This window comes from Corynebacterium pyruviciproducens ATCC BAA-1742 (genome assembly GCF_000411375.1).
Taxonomy (GTDB): domain Bacteria; phylum Actinomycetota; class Actinomycetes; order Mycobacteriales; family Mycobacteriaceae; genus Corynebacterium; species Corynebacterium pyruviciproducens.
The window spans coordinates 795,589-821,292 of sequence record NZ_KE150446.1 but is presented as its reverse complement, the minus strand read 5'-3'; the positions used below and the strand labels follow the sequence as shown (position 1 = coordinate 821,292).

The following is a 25,704-nucleotide window of genomic DNA, read 5'->3' as shown; positions in this document are numbered from 1 at the left end:
TATCGCGGAACTGCTGCCCAAAGGGGTCTTATGCTTCGGCTTCTCGGACGAGGGAGAGGGCTTGGTCTACTTGCTCGGGCACGAACGTGCGGATGAGCGCCTCGGGGTTACGGGAGCTGACCAGCCAATAGGGTGTGGGATCGTCGGGATCGTCGAGCACAAACATGGCGAGCTCTTTCACCCAGCCGTGGTAAATGAGGAACGCCGCGGGATCGAGTTGGCGTCCCATGGCTGACTGCTTGGCCGAGGCGGGAATCGCCAATGAGCGGGATACAACAGAGGCCGGAAGGTTTGCGCCCTTACTGGTCAGCCAGCGTTCCCCGGAGGGGTCTTGCTCGACGCGGACGGTAGCCGACGATAGGGAGGCAAGGAACCACACCACGGCACCACCAAAAATCACAAAGGTGACTACGCCCCACACGGGCTCCCGGTTGTGCTGCACCTGGGCCGCGATGAGCAGCGCGACTGCTAGGCCGAATACCCACCACCACAGGGGTGCGTGGTGCTTCTCTTGGTAGAGCACGGTCGGATTATTGGCATCAGTGGTCTCTTTCTCTCCACTCATAGTGTGTTAGTTTACTTCACCTCGAACTTTTGACGGATAACGGGCTGGTCTTATTGTGTCACAGAACACGTTTAGCGGTGGGTAACCGCCTTGGGCAGCCGGAATTACTCTACGTTAAGGGCTAAAAGAATGTCTAAAGTCCTCTCCTGTGTACCCGATTAATGCGGGAGAAGCAGATGCAGCTTTGGGCCGCGCGGCCGGTACAGACAGCGCCACCGTGCTTTCTGGCGAGCGACAACTGGCGCGGTGACACGAACCGGCGGGACTTTTGTAGTCTAGACAGGTGGAAAAAATTGCAATCAAGAGATTAGACCCGGGCCTGCCGTTGCCGCAGCGTGCACACTCTGACGATGCTGGTATCGATCTCCACTCCGCGGAGGACGTGGTACTTCAGCCAGGTGAGAGGAAGCTCGTATCTACAGGCATCGCGATGGCCTTGGATACCGGCTATGTTGGGCTGATTCACCCACGCTCGGGCCTTGCCGCAAAGAGGGGGCTATCCATCGTCAATACGCCGGGAACCATTGACTCCGGCTACCGCGGCGAAATTAAGGTGTGCTTGGTAAACACCGACCGTACGGAGCCAATTGAGATCCATCGTGGTGACCGCATTGCGCAGCTGCTCGTTCAGCGCGTCGAATTGCCTCAGGTAGTGGAGGTAACGGAGCTAGGCTCCACCGACCGCGGTGAGGGAGGCTACGGCTCCACCGGAGGAGCATCGGCTCTGGAGTAAAAACCGATGTTGGGTACCTTTGTGTGATGCAGGAAGATAGCGCGGTTACGGGCTAAGTAGTTGCCAAACCGGACTGCGTCGAACCATGAAAGGTACCATCCGAAGTAGACCGTGCAGTCACACTCCGAGTGTGACGCTGCCAAATGAGCAGAGGATGAGAGAACATGGATATTTTTGGCCCCTTTGATGCCGATAGTCCCGGTGCCCAGGAACTTGATGTCAGCGACTTTTCGGAGCACATCCTTGACCTTGGATCGCTGAAGATTCCCCTCCCGCACGGTGCAGAAGTGCAGGTGGAGATGGGCGAGCAGGGCCCCAAACTCCTGCACATCGTCACACCGTTTGGCCGCATGACTCCGGTCGGTTTCGCGGCGGCGAAGACGGGCAACCTGTGGCGCGAGGTGTACCCCTCCATCGTGGACGGGATGACCAACGACGGTCTCGTCGCACACGTGGAGGACGGTCCCTGGGGCGCCGAGGTTGTGGGAAAGACGGAGCGCGCGACGCTGCGCCTCATCGGTGTGCAGGGTGGTCGGTGGATGATTCGGTTCACCTGCGCGGCTCCCAATGAAACTGCCGACGAGATGACCGAGGTGGCTAGGGAGACGATCTCCCGCACCGTCGTTGACCGTGGCTCCACCCCGATTCCTCCGGGGCAACCTCTGCCGATCTCCGTGCCCAATCAGTTGGCCGATCAGATTCGGCGGGCGATGGAACAGAGCTCACGCGCCGGGGCGCAGGGCTCTACGGGGCAATCCACTATCGCCAGGCAGCCAAAGGACGTTCCGCCGACGCGGGATACGCATTCTAGCGATGCATCCGGCTGCTCGCACGAGGAGGTGTCGCGGCGAGTCGAGTCCCTCCAAAGCGACGATTTAGGTGTTGCTTCACCCCACAGCTTCGATCAGTCCGCGCACGATCGTCGCACCGAGGCGCCGGGAGTTAACCGTCCCGATTCCTCTCAGAATCCGTCGGACTCACGGTTTATCGAGTCCACCCGCGGCGATGCTCAGCCTCACGATGCCAAAGAGGCACGTCAGAGGATGTTTGAGTGGAGGTCGGACAGCGTCAACGGTTCGGCGATCCAGCAGATCGCGCCACAGAATCGGACGTTCGGGCCGACGGAGAAGTAACCACGTAGCCTGTGAACCCCGCAGCTAGGGTGCCCGGTGTGCAATGGGAACGCTTGCGTCGCTTGGCCCGCCCAGGTGGGGTTTTCCTGCCTCTCCGCCGTCGAACGGTTTGCTTAGCTCTTGCTGGGCTTGTCGACGTCCCGTGGGAGCGGTAACTGCGAAATCGTGCGCTGAGGAGAGAGGCAGGGCGGTGGCCGGTTGTGCATAGTTGTACATACTGTGGTGGTGGGTTTCGGCTCGTAGCTCTTCTGCCACACGTGCACGTTTGTGCTCGTATTGTGTGACTATGGTGCAGGCGCTGTAATGTGACAACATTGCGGTAGCACACGACGAAATGAGTAAGGGACTACGAAGTGAACGAGGATCAGCCCACGCACGTGGATGATAAAGGCGAACTGACCGCCGCCATCGGGCAGCAGGAGCGAGTCGATGCGCAGCCAGCTGATAGCGAGGCATCAACCCCCAGCCTCCTAGACCAGATGGGCGGCCTGTCCGGGCTGGTTGCTACCACACTGCCGATTGTGGTCTACGTGCCCGCGAACTCATTTTTCGGCCTACAGGCGGCGATTGTCTCAGCCCTCGTCGTTGCCGCCCTTGTCTTCGTGTGGCGCCTGGTCCGCAAAGAGACGCTCCAGCCGGCGGTGTCCGGGTTCCTGGGTGTGCTCTTGTGCGCGTTCATCGCCTGGATAATCGGCGATGCGAAAGGGTTCTTCCTCTATGGAATCTGGATGTCGCTCCTGTATGCGGTCGTATTCGTGATTTCCATCGCGGTGCGATGGCCTGCGGTGGGAGTTATCTGGAAAGGAATTAAGGGCGACGGGTTCGGTTGGCACCGTTACCCGCGGGCCCGAAGGTACTACGATGTGGCAACACTTGCGTGGTCACTCGTTTTCATCGCTCGCTTCGTGGTTCAGAATCACCTCTATAACGCAGACTCCACCACGGCCTTGGGTGTGGTCAAGATCCTCATGGGCTGGCCCCTGACCGGATTGGTGCTACTCGTAACGGTGTGGGCGATCCGCAAGGCGGACGGAATTATCTCTCAGCAAGAAGATAGCAATGCAGAAAGTGACGGGAACGCTCATGAGTGACAACGGCAACCACACTGAATCCGCCAAGGCCACGGCAGCAACAGCCGAGCCCCAAGGCGAAGCCGAAGAATCAACGGGCCTCCAGGTTGGAACCACCCTCCAGGTCACTGCGGAAAGGCCGGCCCACGGCGGGGAAACCATCGGCACAACCTCTGCGGGTGTCATCTTTCTCGATGGTGCGCTGCCAGGGGATACCGTGATGGCTGAGGTCACCCAAAGGAAGAAGTCCTTTTCCCGCGGGCGTGTCACCTCTGTGCTGGAATCCGGCCCCTACCGCGGGGCCTCACGGTGCGCCGCAGCGGATGCTGGGGCCGGGTGCTGCGATTTTCACCAGGTCATCCCTGAGCGCGAGGCGGAGCTCAAGCAGCTGATCCTGGAGGACCAGCTGCGCCGTGTGGGGAAGTTCACCGCCGGATCCGAGGAGCTCCCTCAAATCCGGATTGTGTCCATCGACGAGCAGCCCGGAACACGGACACGAGCCCGCTTTGGTGTAGGCGCAGACGGCAAGGCGGGGGTTCGCCGTCGTCACTCCACCGATGTCATCACCGAACGCTGCAGCGCCATCGATCCGCGGATTTATGACGAAGTAGAAAAGCACTCTTTTACTCCCGGTGCGGAGGTCGTGTGCGCGGTGGATTCGCTGGGCGAGGTGCATGTGACGGAGACTGCGCGAGCGCCCCGCGGCAAGCGTGTGAAGCACAGCCGCAAGGTTGTTGCAGGCAGTCCGCTGGTAACCGAAAAGGTGGGAGGCACGACGTTTGTGTTCCCGGTTACCGGATTTTGGCAGGCACACAGGGAAGTTCCGGAGATCTTCAGCACTCTTATTCGCGAGGCTGCGAGCTACGCCCGCGAGGATGACGGTCCTGCTTCCGAGGAGGAGCCCCTGTGCGGGTGGGACCTCTACGGCGGTGTCGGCGCCTTGGCTCCCGCCCTTGTCCAGGCACTAGGCGGGCACAACGCCGAGGTGATCAGCGTCGATACCACCTACGTGAAGGACTGGCAGGGTAGCGATCACGTCTCGTTTGCCCGTGGTGACGTGGCGGGAACAATTCCGATCCTCCCGCAACCGCAGTTTGTCGTCCTTGATCCTCCGCGAACTGGTGCGGGCTTCAAGACCATTGGCGCCATCGCCGCCCACAAGCCCCACACGGTGGTTCACTTCGGGTGCGACCCGGCAACGTGTGCCCGCGATCTTCGCTCGTGGGTGGACTACGGGTACCGGGTAGTGGAGCTCAACCTGGTCAACGCGTTCCCTGGCAGCTACCACTTCGAGACGGTGGCTGTGCTGGTTGCGCCCTAAACGGCGCCACCATGGGGAATTGCACCACTCCTGATACCAGGTGTGGTGCCACGTCGCACCGGAGCAGGGTAGAGAGCCAAAGGTTTACCCCCGATTCAGCTGAACGTAACCTATCGCCGTGGTGGTTTATCTCCTGCAGGTACACTCTGATGTATCGAAAGTGCCCTGCGGTTAAGCAATGCTGTAAGCGGGAGTTTCACCCCGGGGCGCGTGTAGGGTGACGTGCTTTTAACTGTGTACCGATCGATCTAAGCATGATAAGTGAGGCATGAAAAAACTTATGGGCCTTCTCAGTAGGATTACTTCTCCCAGCGACGTCCGTGCTCTCCCGCAGGAGAAGCTCGACGATTTGGCAGCGGAGGTTCGCGACTTCCTCGTGGAGAAGGTCTCCACCACCGGCGGTCACCTCGGCCCCAACTTGGGCGTGGTTGAGCTCACTATCGCTTTGCACCGAGTGTTCGAGTCCCCCAAGGATCCGCTCATCTTCGATACCTCCCACCAGTCCTATGTGCACAAAATTCTCACCGGCCGCGCGGACAAGTTTGACACGCTGCGGCAGAAGGGCGGCCTTTCTGGGTACACCGATAGGGGAGAATCGGAGCACGACTGGACAGAATCGTCCCACGCCTCGGCAGCGCTGAGCTACGCCGATGGGATGGCGAAGGCGTTCGCGCTCACCGATCAGATTGACCGGAAGGTGGTTGCTGTTGTCGGCGATGGCGCCCTGACTGGCGGCATGTGCTGGGAGGCGCTCAACAATATTGCCGCAGACAAAACCCGCAACATCGTCATCGTGGTCAACGATAACGGCCGCAGCTATTCGCCCACGATCGGTGGGTTTGCCAATAGCCTGGCGGATCTTCGCACGCAGCCGTTTTATGACAAGGTGATGGAACAGGGCAAGTCCACACTGAACTCCATGGGGTGGGTGGGCAAACGCACTTTCGAGGTCATGCATGCCCTCAAGGAGGGAGTGAAATACCACGTCATCCCCACGGAGATGTTCCCGGAGCTCAACATGAAATATGTGGGCCCGGTGGACGGCCACAACATTCAGGCCCTGGAACACGCGTTCAAGTACGCCAAGGGGTACACCGGCCCGATCATCATCCACTGCGTGACGCAGAAGGGGCGCGGCTACGCACCCGCGGAGAACAAGACGAGCGATCTCATGCACTCCACCGGGGCTATCGATCCCGTCACCGGTGTTCCGCTGGCCAAATCGCAGCGTTCGTGGACGGATGTGTTCACTGAGGAACTCCTCGAGGCCGGTGCACGCCGCGATGATATTGTCGCGATCACCGCTGCGATGGCTGGCCCGACTGGGCTGGCCAAGTTTGGGGAGAAGTTCCCTGACAGGCTATTCGACGTCGGAATTGCCGAGCAGCACGCTACAACGTCGGCGGCGGGGCTCGCACTCGGCGGGCTTCACCCTGTGGTGGCGCTGTACTCCACTTTCATGAATAGGGCGTTTGACCAGCTCCTCATGGATGTGGGATTGCTGCACCTGCCGGTGACGCTTGTTTTGGATAGATCCGGTATCACCGGGTCGGACGGCGCCTCGCACAACGGCGTGTGGGACATGTCCATTGCGGGGATCGTGCCCGGCATGCGGCTAGCTGCCCCGCGCGACGACGTCCGCCTACGCAAGCAGTTTAACGAGGCAATCGAGTACGAGAACGGCCCAACCATCGTTCGCTTCCCCAAGGGGGCGCTCGTGCCCGTCATCGACGCAGTGGATACGCTCGACGGTGGAATCGATGTCATCTACCGCAGCGACCGCGCCAACAGGGCCCAGTCGATCCTCATCGTGTCTATCGGTGCGCTTGCCGGCGAGTGTGTGGCCGCGGCGAAGAAGCTCGAGGAGGAGGGGCTCGCCGTCGATGTCATTGACCCGGGCTGGGCGATTCCGGTCTCACCCGTCATCTCCGAGTTGGCTACGTCCTACGACATGGTCGTGACAGTGGAAGACGGTGTCATCCACGGTGGCGTGGGTTCAATGATCGATACCGTGTGCGATGAGAACGGCGTGGACACCCCGGTGCGCATCATCGCGGTTCCGCAGAAGTTCCTCCGCCATGCTTCGCGCTCGGAGGTGCTGACGGATCTCGGCATGGATGCCGAGGGCATCGCCGAATCCATTCGCACCTGGAGCGGGATCAGTGCAGAGGAAGAAAACACCACCGCCTCCGTGCATTTCCTGCGGGCCACAGGAAGCAGTGGGGCCAAGGGCTCCATCTTTAAGGACTAGGCTACTGGCTTACCGCTCCAGTCCGGGGCGCATGAACCGGTGATGAGGGCGGGGCGTTGCATGGGGTGCAACGGGAGGGGCCCGTGAGGGCCCGTTGATTTTTGGCGGTATGGCTCGGCCTTCCCGGCGTGGAAGACAGACTTTAGAGGATTTCCTCCAGCGGCGAAGCGACAAGCTCGACCTGCCAGTGCCTTGCGCCGAGCTCGAGCAATTTCTGCTCGGCACCCGTCTCGTCTCCGTCTACGATCCGGCCCCAGATAAAGTCACGCAACAGTGCGGGGGAGAGCAAAACAATGGGATCAACGCTGCGGTCTGTGGCGATCTCATCGAGGATATCGTGCGCCTCGTGGAGGGCCTCCCAGGCCGGTGTGGACAGGCGCTTCCAGGCACCCTTGGAAGGGGTCCCCTCCTCGTGTGGGAGCTGTGCCCAGGAAGTGCGTGGCTCGTCCAGCGCCGCGCGGATCACAGAGGCCCACTTCCTTGGGTTGGAACGACCACGCATGATCGTGGCGGCATCTGAGGCCGTGGTGGGGTGCACGGAGGCGAGCTCGCTGAGAAGCTTGTTGTTAAGAATGCGCCCCGGCGCCACGTCCTTCTTGCGGGCGATGGAGTCGCGGGTGGTGAACAGCGCGCGAGCGGCTTGCAGCTGTGGCCCGTGCATGCGTCGAACTCCCTTGACATCGAGCCATGACTTGGGCTCATGATGCGGAGGGTTAGCCACGATGTAGGCAAACTCTTCGCGGGCCCAGTCGAGCTTGCCGTCGCGATCCAGCAGTTCCGTGAGGGCATCGGCGAGCTCGACGAGGAGCTCCACGTCGAGGGCCGCATAAATGAGCCAGGAGCGGGGAATGGGACGCTTGGACCAGTTCTCCGCAGCGTGGCCCTTCTTCAGGTCAATGCCCAGGATCGCGTTCGTCATCGCTGCGAGGTTGACCTTGTCAAAACCGAGGAAACGACCGGCTACCTCCGTATCAAAAAGCGTCGGCGGGCGCATCGAGAGCTCCTCCAGGCAGGGGAGGTCACTGATGGCCGCATGCAGTACCCAGGGGCAGGAATTGACCTGGGGTGCAAGAATCTTTGGAATGCTGTCGCGCAGGGCGGCGGCATCGACGAGGAAGGTTCCGCAGCCCTCTTGGCGGAGCTGTACGAGGTAGGCGCCGTCGTTATAGGTGAAGCCCGATGCCCGTTCGGTGTCGAGGGCCAGGGGCTCCTGCGGATCCAACGAGTGTGCGAGTTCCTCCAGCCGAGAATCGGTAGTGACCAACGGATAGTGACCGTCTCGTGGTGCTGTGAGAAGCATCGCTTGAGTGCTCTTTCCTAGCGAATATGCGGTGTCGCGTGCGGTTTAGGTTCTGTTCTTTAGTGGCGTGGGGGCCTTCGAGCCTGAGGCGAACCCCGCTCTAGCCAATGCTTGTGACGCCCACCGGGGGAAGCCCGGCAACAGCGCTGAGCACGTGGGCGAAGCCCTCGACGTGCGAGGAGAGGTCTGCACCCGTGGCGGTCCAGGAGGCTCGCAGCTCCACCTGGTAGGCACGAGGCGGGCCACCGATCTCGCCGTAGCGCACGGATGCGGTAGAGGTTACTGTTCCACCCATGTTGGTGTACTCGGCGTGAGCGTTAGCGAGCCCCTCTTTGAGCCATTCCCAGGCAACCTCGGGGAGCAGGGGGTCACTTGCCACCGAGCTGTCCAGATCCGCCTGAATGTAGGCGACCATGCGCATGGGGGAATCCCACGTATCTTCGGAGTGCGGGTCGTAGAGGAGAATGAGGCGCCCGAAAGCGTCGCCCTCGGAATCGATCGCGCTCAGGTCTGCGTCCTCGGATTCGCGATCTACTTCCAGCCCAATGGCGTGACTATATTTGGCGATGCGCTGGGGCGGGCGGATCGTGCTCAGGACAATCTCATTTCTCAGCTTCGCGGCGTGCATTGAGTCGACGGCAGCGGAAAACTCCTCGGGGATACCGGACTGAGTTGCCTCTGCCTCTTGCACATGAGCAAGCGCGTCGATGCGCTTGGAAGATACCTGTTGGTCAGTCACGTAACCCACGGTAATGAAGCACCCCCGAATTCTGTAGAAGCCACGCCGAGGTTCTCTTTACACCACACAAACACGTATGATGTCCAAAGTAGTTCAAATGGTTGATGTAGGAAGGTAGTTACATGGGAAAATTCGACCATCCTGATTTCCAGGCCCTCAATGAGAAGAAGCAATACTCACAGTTCCTCGTCTTCGATGTCATTCCCGGCGTGTTGCCGGACGACCGCACCGAGGTGATTGACGAGCTGCACACGTTCTTCGATGGTCTGAAGTCCAAGGGGATCACCGTGCGTGGCATCTACAACATCTCCGGAGTGCGCGCCGAGGGCGACTTCATGATCTGGTGGCACGCCGAGGAGCTCGAGGATCTCCAGGATGCCTACAACGCGTTCCGGCGGACGACGATCCTCGGCGCGGCGAGCGAGACCACGTGGATCGGCACGAGCATTCACCGCCCCGCCGAGTTCAACAAGTCCCACCTGCCCGCGTTCATTATGGGGATGGAGCCCGAGCGCTGGGTCACCGTCTACCCGTTCGTGCGTTCCTACGATTGGTACCTGCTCGACCCCAACGAGCACCGCAAGGTCCTGGCCGATCACGGCCAGGCCGGCCGCAAGTTTGGCAACGTGCTTGCCAACACGATGAGCGCCTTCGCGCTGGGCGACTACGAGTGGCTCCTCGCCTTTGAGGCACCGGACATGGGCACGATTAACGAGCTCATGCACGCCATGCGCTACACCAAGGCCCGCGAGCACGTCCGCGTGGAGATTCCGTTCTATTCGGGCCGTCGCGTGGACGACGTAGCCGAGATTGTTAACGTTTTGCCGTAGTGCGCACCGGAAATCACGTAAGCCGCAGGTCCTGTGGGGGGCCTGCGGCTTTGTTGCGCTAGAACCTGCTAGTCAGCCTTGTGGGTGGGCTCCAGGGTAAGGCACACCGAGTTGATGCAGTAGCGAAGATCGGTGGGGGTGTCATACCCCTCGCCCTGGAAAACGTGGCCGAGGTGGGACTTGCAGTTAGCGCACAGAACTTCGACGCGGCGCATCCCGTGGGAGAGATCCTCACGCTCGATGACACGGTCGCCGGCGAGCGGCGAGAAGAACGACGGCCAGCCGCAGTGGGAGTGGAACTTTTCCTGAGAGCGGAAGAGTTCCGCGCCACACGCCTTGCACGAGTAGACGCCCTCGGTTTCCGTATCCGTGTATTCACCGGTAAAAGCGGGCTCCGTCGCTCCCCGGCGCAGCACCGCAAAGGAGAGGGGATCGAGGCGCTCACGCCACTGGGAATCAGAAAAGTCTTCGTAGTTTGTCATGGCCCCGAGCCTACAGCCGAGCGGGAGAGGACGACAGGGGAGCGTCGACAAGCGCGGAGGGCCTGCTGTAGTACAGGCGGGCCACGGCGCCCACGGCGATGACGAGGATGAGCATTGCCCAACCGGCGGTGGGGAGGAAGTACTGCACCCACATCCCCTCCGCGGGGAACGTTGCGGACTTCCAACTATCCGCGGTGAAGATGAAGTAGGCCGCGAACCAGGCCAGCGGGTTGTGGGCCAGGGAGCGGGGGCGGATGACGGAGATGAAGAACGGGAACAGGAACATGGAGTAGTACATCTGTCCGAGGGAGGAAAGGAAGAACACACCGGCCAACAGCAGCGTAGAGGTGTTGACTATCCACCACAGCCGGTCCGAGTACCGGAACGCGAGCAGGGCGATGACGCCTGCTGCGACGACGATGGCGAACACCACCCACAGCACGGCTGTGAGCCAACCCGGGGCCCCGGACCACAGCGCCATCCCGCGCAGGGAGGAGTTGGAAAAGTCGCGGATGGTGGAGATGTAGGGCATCGTCCGGGTGAGGTAATCTCCGGCCCCCGGCACGAGTGGCCAGGCGATGAGGTTCATTGCCAGGGGCACACCCAATCCCGCTGCGATCGTCTTCCAGTTCATCTTGACCAGGGGAAGTACGAGGAGGGGAAGGAAGATCGGCTTAAAGACGATGGCGAAGCCGATGAACACGCCCGCCCACCATGTGTGGCCGCGCATGAGGAAGTAATAAAACCCAACGAGGAGGAGTAGCAACACCCCGTTGATGTTGGAGAAAATGAGCGTGTTGCGCACGGACTCGGTCAAGAGGGCGACGGCGCAGAACAGGGGGATGAAGCAGCTCGAAAGCTTCTCGCCGATGAGTTTGAGGAACCAACCGATTGCAGCCAAAACGGAGAGAGCGTTGATGATAATGAACCCGAGGCGCGCAATTTTCAACGGCGCGAGGGAGAAGGGGAACAACAGGATGGTGGCGCCGGGCGACCACAGGTAGTGGGGGTCGACGTACATGTAGTTCTCGTTGTACACGGGGATGCCGTCACGCAGCCTGCCGATGGCCTCGTACACGGTTGTGAAATCGTCAGTGATGGCGCCGTCGATGGACAGTAAGGCAATGCGGTGGATGAGCAGCATGGCCACCATGGGCCACAACACCCAATTCGCAACTGTGTTCAACGACGGACCTGCGGGAGAATTCCGACCCTGGTCGTCTGCCACCCACGTGGTTCTGAGCGATTCTGCGAGACTAGACACGTGTTAACCCTAGCAATTACCCGTCCCGGCGAGGATTCGGCTCCCTTAGCGTGTTGCCGCACCAAGTCCCACACCGCGCGAACGGGCGTGGCTACCAAGCAGAACGGTACGAGCAACATCCCTGATAGAGTCGGTTCTGAGGGCCGATGGAAAAGGAGAGGGGAGCGGCAGCTTAGATATCTGTTGCTTTGCATGCAGTAAGCGGCGAGAATGTCCGATGGAAACGTGAACGCCCGGCCCGCACCAACGTGGGCGTTGGGTGAGAAAAACCCTGACGTAACCCACGGGAGGAGATAAAGAAAAAGCCCGCATAAGCGGGCTAACGTGGTCCCAGCTGGGATCGAACCAGCGACCTTTCCGGTGTGAACGGAACGCTCTTCCACTGAGCCATGGGACCGACGAATGAAAAGGTTACACGGCTCCCACCGGATTGGCTAATCGCCTGGTCAATCCCGATATATGACGGGTGTGGGACGGTGAAGGCGGCGGCGCGGTGGCAGCGCTAGTGGTTACTGCGGTGGGCGTGGTTGTGACCGCCAGGGATGGACGTGGTCTACTGGGGAGGCGGCCACAACGGCTTGCATATGGAAGCGTTCGGCACCTCTCCCGTGGTGGCATCGCACGGCAGTGCGTTGGTGCGACGGTCACTGCGAGAGAATCCTCGCGTTAGCGTGCATGTGAATGCCAGGGGTGTCATTCAAAACGCGTGTGAAGATATGGCTGTGAACTGGTGATTTGTAACAGCTTCAAGTTCCCGCTATTGTTTTGGGAGCAAGCAACGCACAGCAACAAGCTGTGAGTAGCGAAATGCGGATGTAGCGCAGTTGGTAGCGCATCACCTTGCCAAGGTGAGGGTCGCGAGTTCGAATCTCGTCATCCGCTCGGTGAAACTTGTTTTCACGTTTCGCGCGATTAGCTCAGCGGGAGAGCGCTTCCCTGACACGGAAGAGGTCACTGGTTCAATCCCAGTATCGTGCACTGAGAGCATTAGCTCTTTGCGGATGTAGCGCAGTTGGTAGCGCATCACCTTGCCAAGGTGAGGGTCGCGAGTTCGAATCTCGTCATCCGCTCCAAGGCCCCACCTCATAATTGAGCTGGGGCTCGTCATTTACAATAGGAAATGACTTGGTGGAATGGCCGAGTGGTGAGGCAACGGTCTGCAAAACCGTGCACACGGGTTCGATTCCCGTTTCCACCTCCATGAGAGGCTCCCGCACTGCGGTGAGCCTCTTTTTCGTCTGCTGCCAAGCTTTGGGGGAGCGGTGGCGCGGCACGGTGGGCTGCGGTTGGTGGGGTGGGCGAGATTCTCGATGGAGCGCTGCCTCGTGGGCGCGTGCCTGGAGGCGGAGCCGTAAGGATGGCAATACGTTTATATGCTTAATGTTTAAGGTTGCCTAACTTGATAGTGGGGGGCTTTAACCTTAGGCTGACGATGGTGGTAATGACCAAACGAACGGTGCCTCATAGGTACAATTGTTTAATACCTGATTGGTAATTAAGTGTAATGAAAATTCAAGCACCCTATTGACCCCGAATTGGGGAGAATGGGAACTAAACCGAATAACCGCTCGACTAATAGAGATAACTGGATCCTCAAGCCCTCTCACCAGAGCGGGTGGATCCAGCTTGTAGAAAGGATGTGCACTTACGTGGCTTCGCACACGGCACCCGGCGTTCGGATAGGGGCAGCACTCATTGCGGCTCCGCTCATGTTGGCCGGGCTGGCACCTCTGGCTGCAGCCCATGACGTTGTCATGCGTGCAACTCCGGAGGATAAGTCGGTTGTAGAGGAGTTTCCGCACAGGGTTGTGCTGGAGTTCTCCGGAATTCCGAAGCCAAACTTCAACACGCTTGCGATTTCCAATGCGGATACGAAGGAAATCCTGTTCACCGGCCAGCCGGAACTGGATAAACAATTCGTCTCCATCAACATCCCCGAGGATATAAACCCTGGTCCTGGAAACTACATTGTGGGCTTCCAAATTACGTCCTCGGATGGACACTCCACACGCGGGAAAACCACCTTTAGTGTTGGTGACCCTCAGGCCGCGCAATCGGCCACAGCTGAGGGCTCGCAGCAAGCTCAGCAACAGGTTGCTGAGGAAAGTGGTGGGGTACCCGTGTGGGTGTGGATCGCCGGCGCTGTCGTTCTCCTCGCTGCCATCAGTGGAGCAGGGCTCCTGCTCACCAGGAAGTAGCGGGGGAAAAGGGAAACGCTGTCCCGTCCGCCTTCGTAGGCGGTAGACACCGAAACAACCGGTTCGTTACACCACGTAGATGCGTATCTGTGTCAGCCTTTTGGTGAAAGGATTAAATAAATGAAAATTCAGGTCTCCCTCGTTGCTGTCGCTATGGCGAGCGCGCTTGCTCTCACCGGCTGCTCCTCCAGCAGCGAGAGCGCGAGCTCCACGGCATCCGAGACTGCGGCCACCGCAACGAGTGCGGCTGCTGAGAGCTCCTCCACTAAGGAGAAGTCCGCGGAGGCGCTGACCTTGGAGAATGCTTTTGTGAAGGCAAAGCCAGAAGGCAAGGACATGACCGGTATCTTCGGCACCTTTGAAAACACCACCGACAAGGACATCCACATTGTCAAGGTGTCTGGGTCGCTGGATGCCAAGATGTGGCAGCTGCACGAGATGCAGGGCACCACGATGGTGGAGATGGCTGACGGGTTCACCGTTCCCGCGGGTGGCTCCTTTGAGATGGCTCCGGGTGGCGCCCACGCCATGCTCATGGGTTATACCCCCGAGGTTGCCGCTGGCGATGCCATCGACGTGACCTTCGAGGATGCGGACGGCAACTCCTACGAGTTCAAGGACATCCCGGTGCGCGACATCCAGTCCGGCATTGAGAACTACGGCCCGGATGGCCAGGTTCAGGGAGATAACGGAATGAAGGACATGAACATGGATCACGATATGTCCTCCATGTCCGAAGCTCCGAGCAAGTAAAAACACATAGATCACTGGGCGCGCCGCTCGCGGCGCGCCGCGTTTAAGGAGGGACTTCGTCACAATGGCGCATGAGAACGCTCGTAGTTCGGTGAGCCGTCGCGGATTTCTTGTCGGTTCGACGGCGCTAGCCGGGTCGGCTTTTGCTGCACCGGCTTTTGCTAAGGACAAAGACGACAAAAAGGATAAAGGTGAACAGATAATCACGGGTGATAGCCCGGACTCGGATATGCCGCTGAAGAAGGCGGAAATCGAGTTCGAAGGCGACCACCAAGCCGGGATTTCCACCCCACCGCAGGCATTTGCCAACCTCATTGGCTTTAACCTGTATCGCGATGTTGATCTTGACGCGGCCAAGCGACTCATGCGCCTGTGGACGGAGGATGCCCACAAGCTCGCCCAGGGTGAGACACCCGTGGGTGACCTGGAGCCCGAACTTGCCTGGACTCCGGCAAACCTCACCATTACGTGTGGCGTGGGCGAGCCATTCTTTGACAAGCTCGGCCTCACGGACCGCAAGCCGGGCTGGCTCCACCCGATTGACAAGTTCGACAAGGACAAGCTGGAAGATCAGTGGGGGCAGACGGATATCTGCCTGCAGATCTGCACCGATGATCCCATTACCTTGGCTCACGCGACTCGTCACTTCATCCGCTCCTCGGTGAGGTACGCGGAGGCCAAGTGGCTGCAGCATGGCTTCCTCCATGCCGTGGGAAGCGTGGAGAAGGGTGCTACTGGGCGCAACCTGTTCGGTTTCAAGGACGGAACGGTCAACCCGTCCTCCGACGAGGAGTACAACGATCAGGTGTGGATCGATGAGGGGCCCGAGTGGTCCCGAAACGGTACGTGCCTGGTTGTGCGACGCATTTCCTATGACATGGATGAGTGGGAGAAGCTCGACCGCATGTCTCGCGAGATGGTCTTCGGCCGCACCATGGGCGAGGGCGCACCGCTTTCCGGTGGCGACGAGTTCACCCCCGCGGATTACAAGAAAACCGACGAGATCGGCCTTCCGGTCATAGATCCGATGAGCCACATGGCTCGCGCCGTGAACCCGGACGATCTACCGCATCAGAAGCTGCGGAGGCGTGCGTACAACTACGATCTCCCGCCGGTTCCCGGCGATGTGGATCACTCCAACTCCGGGCTCATTTTCATCTGCTTCCAAAAGAACCCCGAGGAGCAGTTCACCGCCATCCAGAAGCGCCTCAACGAGGCCGACCGGTTGAACCAGTGGATCACCCATATCGGCTCGTCCGTGTACTTCTGCCCGCCGGGTGTGGGCGAGGGTCGCGATAAGTACTGGGCCCAGGGGCTACTCGAGTCTTAGCGCGGCGCGTATCAGGGCGGTGACGCCAGCCGCGCCACCGCCAGTGCCACTGCCTGTGCGACGCTTGGAACAAGCCACCAGCATCAACGAAGATTGGTGTTGGTGGTTTTTCATGTGGGCCCGGACGCGGCTCCATCGCTCGTTAGCGCAAACCTGCACCAACGCGGGCGTGCACATGTGGGTGCGCACAAAGGAGGCACCCAACGCCCGCGCTAGCCGGAGCGTCGCGGGGATGAGCTTCGTGCTCCGGGTGAGGTCGTTTTTAGGGGGAATACAAGGGGAGCCGGCGTGTATTCCCGGGCACTGACCAGGCGCGTGTTCCGCGCCGTGGGGGAGGTGGTAGTACGATGACAACAGCCCAACGTTTGGCTGCGGGCCCCGCGAGCTGGCACCTACCGTTACCGGTGCCCTCGGCTAGCGAGGTGAAGTACGCGTCCTGCCGGTGGGCAGCCTCCCAAGAGGAGGCAGAGATTTTGACAATGCGGGTGCCGGGCCGGCCAGGTATGTCGGTAGGCACCCCCAACATGAGGAGTGGAATCCACTGTGACTGAATTTTTGGTGCCTGCCGGCGTGCCCGCCGGGAAGGCAATGCGCGAGCTGGATCTCCCGTCCAAGGGACCTGACGCCGTCGTTTGCGTCAAGACCGCGGCCGGAGATCTCAAGGACCTGTCTTACGTCCCAGAGGCGGACGAGACTATGTCCACCGTGATCGCGGCTTCTGAGGAAGGACGTGGGGTGATCCGGCACTCCGCCACCCACGTCATGGCGCAGGCTGTGCAGGCTGAGTTCCCCGGAACCAAGCTGGGTATCGGGCCGGCCGTGGACAACGGCTTCTACTACGATTTCGGCACCGACCACTCCTTCACGCCCGAAGATCTCATCAAGATCGAAAAGCGGATGAAGAAGATCATCAAGACCGGCCAGCGCTTCGAGCGCTTCGCCTGGGAGTCCCTCGGTCAGGCCCGCGACGCGATGGCCGACGAGCCGTACAAGCTTGAGCTCATCGAGGACAAGTCCAAGGGCACCGTGCTTGACGAGGCCGCCGACGTGGATGCCCACGGCGAGCTCACCGGCTACCGCAACGTTAACCCGCGCACCAACGAAACCGAATGGTTTGACCTGTGCCGCGGCCCGGCTCACGTCCCTACCACCCGCTACATCCCGGCGTTCAAGCTGCTGCGTTCCTCCGCCGCGTACTGGAAGGGCGATCAGTCCCGCGACGGCATGCAGCGCATCTACGGTACCGCGTGGGAATCCAAGGAAGCCCTCGATGAGTACCTGACGATGATGGCCGAGGCCGAGAAGCGCGACCACCGTCGCCTGGGCCAGGAGCTGGACCTGTTCAGCTTCCCGGATGAGATCGGCTCCGGTTTCCCGGTGTTTCACCCGGACGGCGGTATCGTCCGCCTGGAGATGGAGGAGCACTCCCGCCGCAAGCACCTCGAGCACGGCTACTCGTTTGTCAACACTCCACACTTGACCAAGGGCGACCTGTTTAAGAAGTCAGGCCACCTCGATTTCTACGCGGACGGCATGTTCCCGCCCATGCAGCTCGACGGCGAGTACGACGCGGAAGGCAACTGCATCAAGCAGCCGCAGGATTACTACGCCAAGCCGATGAACTGCCCGATGCACAACCTCATCTACGCATCGAGGGGGCGCTCGTACCGCGAGCTGCCTCTGCGCCTGTTTGAGTTTGGCACCGTCTATCGCTACGAAAAGTCCGGTGTGGTGCACGGACTCACGCGTGCCCGCGGCTTCACCCAGGATGATGCCCACATCTACTGCACGGAGGAGCAGCTCGAAGACGAGCTCACCGGCGTGTTGAACTTCATCCTGAGCCTGCTCAAGGATTACGGCCTCAACGATTTCTACCTCGAGCTTTCCACCAAGGACCCGAACAAGTTCGTCGGCTCCGACGAGATCTGGGAGAAGTCAACGGCGATCCTCGAGCGCGTAGCCAAGGCCTCCGGCCTCGAGCTCGTTCCGGACCCGGCGGGCGCCGCGTTCTACGGCCCGAAGATCTCCGTCCAGGCCCGCGACGCCATCGGCCGTACGTGGCAGATGTCCACCGTGCAGCTAGACTTCAACCTGCCGGAGCGCTTCGAGCTGGAGTACACGGCATCGGATGGCTCTAAGCGTCGCCCGATCATGATCCACCGCGCCCTGTTCGGCTCCATCGAGCGGTTCTTCGGCGTGCTGCTGGAGCACTACGCCGGTGCCTTCCCGGCTTGGCTCGCCCCACACCAGGTGGTGGGCATCCCGGTGGCCGACGAGTTCAACGGCTACCTTGAGGAGGTCGTCGAAAAGCTTGGGAAGCAGGGGATCCGTGCGGAGGTGGACACCTCGGACGACCGGATGCAGAAGAAGATCCGTAACCACACCACCCGCAAGGTTCCGTTCATGCTTCTCGCCGGTGCCCGGGACAAGGAGGCCGGAGCCGTGAGCTTCCGGTTCCTCGACGGCTCCCAGGTCAACGGCGTGCCGGTGGAGAAGGCCGTGGAGACCATCGTCTCCTGGGTGCGTTCCCGCAACAACGAGCAGCCGAGTAAGGACAGCTTTGAACTCGCCTAAGAGTGAAAAGCCGGAGCGCACTGATCGGCTGGAGCGCCTGTGGGCGCCTTACAGGCAGAGCTACATTGTCAGCGATGAGCGCAAGAAGGTAGCCGACCCGTTCCTGGAGATCCCCAAGCTCGAGGATCGGGAGGGGCTCATCGTCGCCCGTGGCACCACATGCTACGCGGTGATGAACAAGTTCCCCTACAACGCCGGCCACCTCCTCGTGGTGCCCTACCGCAAGGTGGCGAACCTCGAGGACCTCACCGACGACGAGTTCGGCGAGCTCATGGAGTGGGCGCGCGTTGCCGTCAGGGTGATTAAGGAAGTGAGCTCCCCGGATGCCATGAACGTGGGCTTCAACCTCGGGCGCGCCTCCGGCGGGTCCGTGGGCGAGCACCTCCACCTCCACATTGTTCCCCGCTGGTCGGGCGACTCCAACTTCATGACGATCATCGACGCCACCAAGGTACTGCCACAAACTCTGCAGCAGACAAGGGACCTTTTGGCTAAGGTGTGGAACGACGCGGAGTGGGCGCCGGGCCACGTAGTGGTAGGGAAGGAGTAGCAGGTGCTCAGCGTACATGGGCGAAAGCCTACGAAAGTGGTGGTGGAGCCCGTGGCAAAGGCGGCGCTCCGCGTGGGGCTCACCCCCAACGTGGTCACCTCCGTCGGTGCCGTGTGTACCATTCTTGCCGCCGTGGTGCTCATCCCCACGGGGCACCTCGTGGCAGCCGTCGTCCTATCCGGGCTGTTCTCCGCCTTCGACATGATCGACGGCACGATGGCCCGGCTCAGCGGCGGGGGAACCCGGTTCGGGTCCACCCTTGACGCCTCGTGTGACAGGGTCACCGATGGTGCGCTGTTCTCCGCCATCATCTGGTGGGAGGTGTTTGTGGCAGGCACCGGCCGGGCGACCATCGCGGCGACGTTTGTGGCGCTGGTGGGTAGCCAGGTCACAAGCTACGTCAAGGCCCGCGGCGAGGCCAGCGGCTTCACCATAGTCGGTGGCCTAGTCGAGCGCCCCGAGCGACTCATCATCGCCTACGTGGGCATCGCGCTGGCAGGCTTCGGCGTGTCCGGCGGCTTCGACGTGGCCATGTGGCTGCTCGCGGTGGGCTCCGTGTGGACGGTCATCCAGCGGCTCGTCATGGCCTCCCGCGACCCGCTGGCCAAGGAGCTCAGCGCCCCGCCCGCGGGAGCGTAACTCGCCAGCCCTTTTTATAACGCCGGAACCTTGTGGTTCCGGCGTTGTTTTTGCGCTCGGACCCGTTAGATCCCGGCCACGGCTCTTCCCGGTTCCAAGCGCGTTCTTTTCGCCCGTGCGTCCCTCGCGGCTCTGCGCCCTTAGTAAGAGAGGCGCCTGCTAGCGTGAAAGGCGTGCAAAGCTCCTTGGGTTCGCTGTTAGTCCGTCTCCTGCGCCGCCGGCAGTGGGTTGCCGCCGGCTATGTCACCGGGTGGATGGTGGTCTCCGCACTGCCGGAACGCGTGGGGAGGCGGCTTTTCCGTGCGGGCGCGGGCTACGCTGGGTGGCCGACGCAGCTCGAGCGCAACCTCACCCGCGTGTTGGGCAGGCCGCCGACGGGCGGCGAGATCCGCGCCAGCCTCGACTCCTACGCGCGCTACTGGTACGAGGCGTTCGCACTCACCACCATCGTCCCGGATCACCTTGCCATCGAGGGACTGGAGCACCTCGATCGTTCCAGCGGTGCCGTCATTACGCTCACGCACAGCGGCAACTGGGACCTCGCCGGTGTGGCCCTCGTCCGCGAGGTGTCAGGGCTCTCCACCGTCGCCGAGCACCTCCGTCCCGAGGAGCTCTACAAGGCGTTTGTTGGCTACCGAGAGGCGCTAGGATTCACCGTGTACCCCCACGATTGCCACCCACTGCCGCAGCTTGAGGCGGACGTCCGCGGCGGCCATGTGGTCGCGATGATGGGGGAGCGCGACCTCAAGGGCCGGGGGATAAGCGTTGACTTCTTTGGCGAGGAGGCGACGTTTCCCGCCGGCCCCGCCGTCCTCGCCGCCCGCGCGGGCGTGCCACTTCACGTGGCGGATGTGTACTTCACCGAGGCGGGCTGGGGCCTGCAGCTGCGCCCAGCCATCGAGGTGACCACGGTGGAGGAGACGACGCAACGCATCGCCCGCGAGTTTGAGCACACCATCGCCGCCCACCCCACGGATTGGCACATGCTCCAGCCGGTGTGGGTGGCCGACCGCGCACGCTAGCGTGCGTGCCCCGCGTCCGTTGCCGTTAGCCCGTGCTCACCGTTGTTCTGAGCTGACCGTTGCTCCGTGTTCTCCGATGTTTCGTGCTTCCGTTAGGCGTTGGTCACCGTTAGCCCGTGCTCACGAAAGTGAGCACCTTTCCGCTTGTCGACGCCCTTTCCCCCAGGTTTCCTCGCTCGTCACGGTGGTTGTGAGTACAGTTAGTGCAATCATGCGTGTCGGAATTGTGTGCCCTTACTCCTTTGATGAACCCGGAGGAGTCCAAAACCATGTCCTGGAGCTGGCACACACGCTCATCGATGCAGGCCATTACGTGCGAGTACTCGGGCCCTGTTCGGCCTCCACCCCCGGAATTCCGCGCTTTGTTGACCGGGGCGGCAGATCCATCGGGGTGCGCTACAACGGGTCGGTCGCGCGCATCGCCCTCGGCCCCACGGTCTCAGCAAAAACGCGAGCGTTCATCACCGACGGCTCGTTTGACGTGCTTCATATTCATGAACCCAACTCGCCAAGCTATTCCATGGAGGCTCTGCGGCTCGCCGAGGGGCCAATCGTGGCCACCTACCACGCCTCGGCCGAACGGTCGCTCCTGCTCAAGGCGGCATACGCAACGTTTCTCACACCGCTTCTGGAAAAGATTGGCGGCGGCATTGCGGTGTCTGACACAGCCAGGCAATGGCAGGTTCGTCAACTAGGCGGTGACCCTGTGGCCATCCCCAACGGGATCCACGTGAGGGCATTTAGCCCCTATGCGGAAGACACCGTGCCACGCAGAATCGCCTTCGTCGGAAGGCTGGACGAGCCACGCAAAGGACTCGATATTTTGTTGGGAGCGCTCCAGCAACTCAACTGCGACTACCACGTCGATGTCATGGGCTCGGGACATCCCCGCCCATCTACCTCCCGGGTGACGTACCACGGTCGCGTCACCGACGAAGAAAAGGCACGGCTCCTGGGCCAGGCGGATATCTTTGTGGCACCCAACACCGGGGGCGAAAGCTTCGGGATTATCCTCGTGGAGGCCATGGCGGCCGGCTGCGCGGTCGTCGCCTCGGATATCCCGGCATTCCCTGCGGTGCTCGGCGATGCGGGGCTGACCTTTGCCAACGGCAACAGTGCCGACCTAGCCACCCAGCTGCACAGGCTCCTTGATGATGCGCCCTTACGCGATCGCCTTAGGCAGGCCGGGAAAGCCCGGGCTAGTCGCTACGATTGGTCCGTTGTCGCCCGGCAGGTGCTCCAGGTCTACGAGACCGTTGCAGACGGCACCAAGGTCACGTGCTCCACGCCACCGAAGCGGCGAGCATGGAGGAGAAAGGGAGAGGCACGCCGATGACGGAAACTATCTACCTCCTGGTTGGTGTGGCACTCGCTTTTGTTGTGGCGTGGTGCTACTTCACCGCGCAGCGCCTCAACCGCCTGCATATTCGCATGGACCGGGCACGCTATTCCCTGGAAAGCGCGCTTAACCGTCGCGCAGCCGTTCTGGCAGCCCTCCACCCCGCGGTCGCGGATGCTGCGCGTGCCGCAGAGGAAATCGAGTTGAGCTACGAGAATTTTGACGCCCGACGCGAGGCCGAACAGGCCCTGCTCGACGCCGTCGGTTTCCCGGGCGACGGGGAGATGGTTGCTGCCGTCTCTGAGCCCGCTCGATTGCAAGTCACACCTAGTAACCAGGGCGATGTTCAGGCGAGAACGGATGAGTTCGATGCGGGTACCGCTGCCCTCGCCGATGCGAGCGTGCGTGTTCACCTCGCCGCCCGCTTCTACAATCAGGCGGTCTCCGATGTGCGTCACCTACGTCGTCGTCCGCTAGTGACGTTCTTTCGTCTCGCCGGAAACGCCCCTCAGCCCAGCTACTACTAGGCGCACCTCGTCTCGCTCAGACGCGGTTATCTTCGTTGCCAAGCAGAATCCGTACGCAGGCCCCACGCAGTTCCAAGTGCAATGGGAGATACCAGCAGACCTTGCTGGTCGCATGGCTTGCCTTGGGGGTAGCAACGCATGTGGAGCTACGTCACCCACTTTTGTGAACTGCGAACTAGTGGTGAACAACGTTGGGGGTGCGACCGTTTCCAATTCGCACGTCTACACCTTTGGCTCGGGGGTACTTCGACGGGTACACCCGCCCGGGAGCCTGTCCACTTTGCAACATAGAGCACGGGTTATGACCTCTGTACGTAACTCGGGGGTTATGATGAATCAAAGGTCAAAATATGCCATAAACGGCAATGAGCAAAGGAGTTGTAGGTGTCTGAGAACGAGGTTCAGACGGAGCATGGGACTGCCCGCGTCAAGCGCGGACTAGCAGAGATGCTCAAGGGTGGAGTGATTATGGACGTAGTCACCCCGGAGCAGGCGAAGATCGCCGAGGATTCCGGAGCGACCGCTGTCATGGCGCTCGAGCGTGTTCCAGCAGACATCCGAGCCCAGGGTGGTGTCGCCCGGATGAGCGACCCGGACATGATCGACGGAATCATTAACGCCGTCTCCATCCCGGTTATGGCCAAGGCTCGCATCGGTCACTTCGTGGAAGCCCAGGTGCTGCAATCGTTGGGTGTGGACTTCATCGATGAGTCGGAGGTTCTCACCCCCGCTGATTACCAGAACCACATTGACAAGTTTAAGTTCACGGTTCCGTTCGTCTGCGGTGCGACCAACCTGGGCGAGGCCCTTCGTCGTATCAACGAGGGCGCAGCCATGATTCGCTCCAAGGGCGAGGCCGGCACAGGAGATGTGTCCAACGCCGTGACCCACATGCGCACCATTCGCGCGGAAATCAACCGGTTGTCCTCCATGGCAGAGGACGAGCTGTACGTTGCCGCCAAGGAACTCGGTGCCCCGTACGCGCTCGTGCGTGAAGTTGCGGAGAACAAGAAGCTCCCCGTCGTGCTGTTCACCGCAGGTGGCATTGCCACCCCGGCCGATGCCGCAATGATGATGCAGCTCGGTGCCGAGGGTGTGTTTGTCGGGTCCGGCATTTTCAAGTCCGGCAACCCAGAGAAGCGCGCGAAGGCAATCGTCCAGGCTACGCAGAACTACGATGACCCGGATACCATCGCCAAGGTGTCGCGTTCGCTGGGTGAAGCAATGGTCGGCATCAACGTCGACGATCTCCCCAAGGATCACCGCCTCGCGGATCGCGGCTGGTAATCCGCGCGGTTTTAGTTAAGGCCGATAATAGGGAGGGCCGTTTGCTGCAGGCCCACGCCTGCAGCGGACGGCTTTTGCCTTTTGAATCGTCGCTACGTCCACGGTCACACCAACCACGTTGAACCCAGTTAGCGTATTTCGGCGTTCCCGACAAAACCCGGCTTGATTCCGGCGTACCCCAGGAGCAATCCTCAAAATGATCGTCTCTACCGGAGGCCCGGAAAGTGGCGAGTTGTACCGTAGAATCGCATCAGGCAAGGCCACACAGGTGATCAGGGAAAGGGCACGGAGAACTAATGGCCATTATCACCGGGTTTGAACCCTTCGGAGGCAGGACAGACAATGCCTCGTGGGAAGTAGCCCAGCACGTGGCATCCCTCCTGTCTAGCGAGGGCATAGCGATAGAAGCGCTGCGTTTACCCGTGGAATTTGACGCAATCGCGCCCTTCATTGCCAGGCATCGTAGCGGTGCAGTGATCAGCGTGGGCGAGGCGGCGTCAGCGAAGCGGGCGCGCGTGGAAACAGCCGGTCGCCTGTGGCAGTGTGGCACGGATAATTCGGGGCGTACCTTCAACCGGCCACTACACCTCAACCTCGACCCGCCCAACCACACTGAGCAGACGCTCATCGCCCCTGAGCTCTCAACCAGCTCGGATATCAGGCCACCGGACTGGGTTGCAGGCGACGAGGGGCTGGCCGATGCCGTCCGTGCACCGCAGGAATGTGCCCGTCTGGCCCGCGTCGCCGGATTGGATGTGTCGGACGACGCGGGAACCTACATTTGTAATACGACCACCGCGTTGGGCTACACACACCTTCGACGCTTCGCGTTTGTGCACGTGCCGGCACAGCAACCGACCGATGAAACCATGAGTGCGGTGACGACTTTTGTCCGCCTACTCTTGTCCGTTAAGAACCAGGGAGACAACCATGAAATCGAAAATTGAGAAGACGCTGTCTCTCGAGCGGATCGACGAGAGCATCTTCGTGGGCCCCATCGTGGAGTCACATTTCATCCGCACTTTTGGCGGTCAGATCGCTGCCCAAACGCTGGTGGCGGCCACCCAGACTGTGGATTCGGAGCATGCAGTTCATTCCCTGCACGGGTACTTTATCCGGCCCGGGAAAGCTGAGCTCAAAACCGTGTTCCTGGTTGAGCGGATCCGCGACGGGCGCAGCTTCGTCTCACGTCAGGTGAAGGCGGTGCAGGAGGGCAAAGCCATCTTCATCATGCAGGCAAGCTTCCACCGTATTGGTGACTCCGGGATCGAGCACGCCGACCGGATGCGCGATGTGCCGTCGGCGGACGAGCTGCCCGAGGGGCCACTGGAATCGATGAATGCGACCTACAGGGCTCTCCTTGAGGAGTGGAGCGACTGGGACATCCGTGTCGTGCCGCCAGAAAAGTACCAGCACAACCCCTATACTCCCTCCCAACAGGTGGTGTGGTTTCGTGCCAAGGACAAGCTCCCCGACGATGAGACCTTCCACATCTGCACGTTGACGTATATGTCCGACATGACGCTCTTGCAGTCCGCGTTGGTTCCGCACCCAGGAATTGACGTGCAAGAGGCGTCGCTGGATCACGCGATGTGGTTCCTGCGCCCGTTCCGGGCCGATGAATGGTTGCTTTACGATCAAGTTTCACCAAGCGCGGCCAATGGACGTGCCCTCACGCAGGGTAAAATTTTTGATTCGTCGGGCAACCTCGTGGCGGTGGCCACGCAAGAGGGCCTGACAAGAACTCTCAAGGCCGGAACAGCACCTGTTCCCATGACAAATTTGAAGGGATAAGCC

23 protein-coding genes and 5 tRNA genes are annotated in these 25,704 nt (G+C 61.0%); 22 read left to right on the top strand and 6 right to left on the bottom strand.

The window, feature by feature from the left end:
* Nucleotides 1-28: 28 nt before the first annotated feature.
* On the bottom strand, nt 29-565 hold the full coding sequence (locus HMPREF1219_RS03565; protein ID WP_016457649.1) for a DUF3093 domain-containing protein: 537 nt from the start codon (nt 563-565) through the stop codon (nt 29-31).
* Nucleotides 566-848: 283 nt separating this feature from the next.
* Between HMPREF1219_RS03565 and dut the strand changes: the two genes are divergently transcribed.
* The 5 genes from dut to dxs all read left to right on the top strand — a co-directional run bounded on the left by dut (nt 849) and on the right by dxs (nt 7,073).
* Complete coding sequence (gene dut, locus HMPREF1219_RS03560) at nt 849-1,298, top strand: dUTP diphosphatase (RefSeq protein ID WP_016457648.1); 450 nt, start codon at nt 849-851, stop codon at nt 1,296-1,298.
* 164 nt (nt 1,299-1,462) lie between these two features.
* Complete coding sequence (locus HMPREF1219_RS03555; protein WP_016457647.1) at nt 1,463-2,431, top strand: DUF3710 domain-containing protein; 969 nt, start codon at nt 1,463-1,465, stop codon at nt 2,429-2,431.
* A 479-nt stretch (nt 2,432-2,910) separates the two neighbouring features.
* Nucleotides 2,911-3,522, top strand: a complete 612-nt coding sequence (locus tag HMPREF1219_RS03550) for a DUF3159 domain-containing protein (RefSeq protein WP_084594692.1) — start codon at nt 2,911-2,913, stop codon at nt 3,520-3,522.
* Nucleotides 3,491-4,822, top strand: coding sequence for a class I SAM-dependent RNA methyltransferase (locus HMPREF1219_RS03545; RefSeq protein ID WP_016457645.1), 1,332 nt, complete (start codon nt 3,491-3,493; stop codon nt 4,820-4,822). The genes HMPREF1219_RS03550 and HMPREF1219_RS03545 overlap by 32 nt, the downstream gene beginning before the upstream one ends.
* Before the next feature lie 280 nt (nt 4,823-5,102).
* Complete coding sequence (dxs, locus tag HMPREF1219_RS03540) at nt 5,103-7,073, top strand: 1-deoxy-D-xylulose-5-phosphate synthase (protein WP_016457644.1); 1,971 nt, start codon at nt 5,103-5,105, stop codon at nt 7,071-7,073.
* A gap of 142 nt (nt 7,074-7,215) precedes the next feature.
* Here dxs and HMPREF1219_RS03535 read toward each other — a convergent pair whose 3' ends face one another.
* Nucleotides 7,216-8,373 (bottom strand): HRDC domain-containing protein, encoded by a 1,158-nt coding sequence (locus HMPREF1219_RS03535; protein WP_016457643.1) that lies wholly within the window; start codon nt 8,371-8,373, stop codon nt 7,216-7,218.
* A gap of 100 nt (nt 8,374-8,473) precedes the next feature.
* Nucleotides 8,474-9,082 (bottom strand): DUF3000 domain-containing protein, encoded by a 609-nt coding sequence (locus HMPREF1219_RS03530; RefSeq protein ID WP_051120507.1) that lies wholly within the window; start codon nt 9,080-9,082, stop codon nt 8,474-8,476.
* 152 nt (nt 9,083-9,234) lie between these two features.
* On the opposite strand from HMPREF1219_RS03530, the gene hemQ reads away from it, so the two are divergent.
* Entirely contained in the window at nt 9,235-9,942 is a 708-nt protein-coding gene (gene hemQ, locus HMPREF1219_RS03525; protein WP_016457641.1) for a hydrogen peroxide-dependent heme synthase, read from the top strand.
* A 68-nt stretch (nt 9,943-10,010) separates the two neighbouring features.
* On the opposite strand, the gene msrB is transcribed toward hemQ, so the two are convergent.
* From msrB to HMPREF1219_RS03510, 3 genes are all read right to left on the bottom strand, one after another.
* The gene (gene msrB, locus HMPREF1219_RS03520) at nt 10,011-10,424 is read right to left on the bottom strand and encodes a peptide-methionine (R)-S-oxide reductase MsrB (RefSeq protein WP_016457640.1); all 414 of its coding nucleotides are present in this window, start codon (nt 10,422-10,424) and stop codon (nt 10,011-10,013) included.
* 10 nt (nt 10,425-10,434) lie between these two features.
* A complete protein-coding gene (locus HMPREF1219_RS03515) occupies nt 10,435-11,577 on the bottom strand; it encodes a glycosyltransferase family 87 protein (protein WP_016457639.1) in 1,143 nt (380 codons plus the stop codon).
* A gap of 436 nt (nt 11,578-12,013) precedes the next feature.
* Nucleotides 12,014-12,085, bottom strand: a tRNA-Val gene (locus HMPREF1219_RS03510).
* A 412-nt stretch (nt 12,086-12,497) separates the two neighbouring features.
* Between HMPREF1219_RS03510 and HMPREF1219_RS03505 the strand changes: the two genes are divergently transcribed.
* The 16 genes from HMPREF1219_RS03505 to HMPREF1219_RS03430 all read left to right on the top strand — a co-directional run bounded on the left by HMPREF1219_RS03505 (nt 12,498) and on the right by HMPREF1219_RS03430 (nt 25,701).
* A tRNA-Gly gene (locus HMPREF1219_RS03505) sits at nt 12,498-12,570 on the top strand.
* A 24-nt stretch (nt 12,571-12,594) separates the two neighbouring features.
* Nucleotides 12,595-12,666, top strand: a tRNA-Val gene (locus HMPREF1219_RS03500).
* 19 nt (nt 12,667-12,685) lie between these two features.
* Nucleotides 12,686-12,761, top strand: a tRNA-Gly gene (locus tag HMPREF1219_RS03495).
* A 54-nt stretch (nt 12,762-12,815) separates the two neighbouring features.
* Nucleotides 12,816-12,889: transfer RNA gene (locus HMPREF1219_RS03490), tRNA-Cys, on the top strand.
* A 448-nt stretch (nt 12,890-13,337) separates the two neighbouring features.
* On the top strand, nt 13,338-13,886 hold the full coding sequence (locus HMPREF1219_RS03485; protein WP_245554387.1) for a copper resistance CopC family protein: 549 nt from the start codon (nt 13,338-13,340) through the stop codon (nt 13,884-13,886).
* 120 nt (nt 13,887-14,006) lie between these two features.
* Nucleotides 14,007-14,639 carry a copper chaperone PCu(A)C gene (locus tag HMPREF1219_RS03480; protein ID WP_016457637.1) on the top strand — a complete coding sequence of 211 codons (633 nt, stop codon included), beginning with the start codon at nt 14,007-14,009 and terminating at the stop codon, nt 14,637-14,639.
* Nucleotides 14,640-14,703: 64 nt separating this feature from the next.
* A complete protein-coding gene (locus HMPREF1219_RS03475) occupies nt 14,704-15,969 on the top strand; it encodes a Dyp-type peroxidase (RefSeq protein WP_016457636.1) in 1,266 nt (421 codons plus the stop codon).
* A 588-nt stretch (nt 15,970-16,557) separates the two neighbouring features.
* Nucleotides 16,558-18,543 carry a threonine--tRNA ligase gene (gene thrS, locus HMPREF1219_RS03470; protein ID WP_425387090.1) on the top strand — a complete coding sequence of 662 codons (1,986 nt, stop codon included), beginning with the start codon at nt 16,558-16,560 and terminating at the stop codon, nt 18,541-18,543.
* Nucleotides 18,530-19,093, top strand: a complete 564-nt coding sequence (locus HMPREF1219_RS03465; protein ID WP_016457634.1) for an HIT family protein — start codon at nt 18,530-18,532, stop codon at nt 19,091-19,093. Before thrS ends, HMPREF1219_RS03465 begins: the two co-directional genes overlap by 14 nt.
* 3 nt (nt 19,094-19,096) lie before the next feature.
* On the top strand, nt 19,097-19,732 hold the full coding sequence (gene pgsA / locus HMPREF1219_RS03460; RefSeq protein WP_016457633.1) for a phosphatidylinositol phosphate synthase: 636 nt from the start codon (nt 19,097-19,099) through the stop codon (nt 19,730-19,732).
* Nucleotides 19,733-19,917: 185 nt separating this feature from the next.
* Nucleotides 19,918-20,754, top strand: coding sequence for a phosphatidylinositol mannoside acyltransferase (locus HMPREF1219_RS03455; RefSeq protein ID WP_425387085.1), 837 nt, complete (start codon nt 19,918-19,920; stop codon nt 20,752-20,754).
* A gap of 211 nt (nt 20,755-20,965) precedes the next feature.
* Nucleotides 20,966-22,090 carry a glycosyltransferase family 4 protein gene (locus tag HMPREF1219_RS03450; RefSeq protein ID WP_016457631.1) on the top strand — a complete coding sequence of 375 codons (1,125 nt, stop codon included), beginning with the start codon at nt 20,966-20,968 and terminating at the stop codon, nt 22,088-22,090.
* Entirely contained in the window at nt 22,087-22,620 is a 534-nt protein-coding gene (locus HMPREF1219_RS03445; protein ID WP_016457630.1) for a hypothetical protein, read from the top strand. Before HMPREF1219_RS03450 ends, HMPREF1219_RS03445 begins: the two co-directional genes overlap by 4 nt.
* A gap of 384 nt (nt 22,621-23,004) precedes the next feature.
* Nucleotides 23,005-23,907: a pyridoxal 5'-phosphate synthase lyase subunit PdxS gene (gene pdxS / locus HMPREF1219_RS03440; protein WP_016457629.1), complete on the top strand. Its 903-nt coding sequence runs from the start codon at nt 23,005-23,007 to the stop codon at nt 23,905-23,907.
* A gap of 296 nt (nt 23,908-24,203) precedes the next feature.
* A complete protein-coding gene (locus HMPREF1219_RS03435) occupies nt 24,204-24,854 on the top strand; it encodes a pyroglutamyl-peptidase I family protein (protein WP_016457628.1) in 651 nt (216 codons plus the stop codon).
* Nucleotides 24,838-25,701: an acyl-CoA thioesterase gene (locus tag HMPREF1219_RS03430; protein ID WP_016457627.1), complete on the top strand. Its 864-nt coding sequence runs from the start codon at nt 24,838-24,840 to the stop codon at nt 25,699-25,701. The genes HMPREF1219_RS03435 and HMPREF1219_RS03430 overlap by 17 nt, the downstream gene beginning before the upstream one ends.
* Nucleotides 25,702-25,704 lie beyond the last annotated feature (3 nt).

Coding starts and splice junctions, on each gene's coding strand:
- hemQ (WP_016457641.1), top strand. CDS start 9,235: ATGGGAAAATTCGACCATCCTGATTTCCAGGCCCTCAATGAGAAGAAG.
- HMPREF1219_RS03445 (WP_016457630.1), top strand. CDS start 22,087: ATGACGGAAACTATCTACCTCCTGGTTGGTGTGGCACTCGCTTTTGTT.
- HMPREF1219_RS03550 (WP_084594692.1), top strand. CDS start 2,911: ATGGGCGGCCTGTCCGGGCTGGTTGCTACCACACTGCCGATTGTGGTC.
- HMPREF1219_RS03480 (WP_016457637.1), top strand. CDS start 14,007: ATGAAAATTCAGGTCTCCCTCGTTGCTGTCGCTATGGCGAGCGCGCTT.
- HMPREF1219_RS03430 (WP_016457627.1), top strand. CDS start 24,838: ATGAAATCGAAAATTGAGAAGACGCTGTCTCTCGAGCGGATCGACGAG.
- HMPREF1219_RS03535 (WP_016457643.1), bottom strand. CDS start 8,373: ATGCTTCTCACAGCACCACGAGACGGTCACTATCCGTTGGTCACTACC.
- HMPREF1219_RS03555 (WP_016457647.1), top strand. CDS start 1,463: ATGGATATTTTTGGCCCCTTTGATGCCGATAGTCCCGGTGCCCAGGAA.
- dxs (WP_016457644.1), top strand. CDS start 5,103: ATGGGCCTTCTCAGTAGGATTACTTCTCCCAGCGACGTCCGTGCTCTC.
- HMPREF1219_RS03475 (WP_016457636.1), top strand. CDS start 14,704: ATGGCGCATGAGAACGCTCGTAGTTCGGTGAGCCGTCGCGGATTTCTT.
- HMPREF1219_RS03435 (WP_016457628.1), top strand. CDS start 24,204: ATGGCCATTATCACCGGGTTTGAACCCTTCGGAGGCAGGACAGACAAT.
- HMPREF1219_RS03565 (WP_016457649.1), bottom strand. CDS start 565: ATGAGTGGAGAGAAAGAGACCACTGATGCCAATAATCCGACCGTGCTC.
- msrB (WP_016457640.1), bottom strand. CDS start 10,424: ATGACAAACTACGAAGACTTTTCTGATTCCCAGTGGCGTGAGCGCCTC.
- HMPREF1219_RS03515 (WP_016457639.1), bottom strand. CDS start 11,577: ATGGTGGCCATGCTGCTCATCCACCGCATTGCCTTACTGTCCATCGAC.
- HMPREF1219_RS03450 (WP_016457631.1), top strand. CDS start 20,966: ATGCGTGTCGGAATTGTGTGCCCTTACTCCTTTGATGAACCCGGAGGA.
- HMPREF1219_RS03545 (WP_016457645.1), top strand. CDS start 3,491: ATGCAGAAAGTGACGGGAACGCTCATGAGTGACAACGGCAACCACACT.
- thrS (WP_425387090.1), top strand. CDS start 16,558: ATGCGCGAGCTGGATCTCCCGTCCAAGGGACCTGACGCCGTCGTTTGC.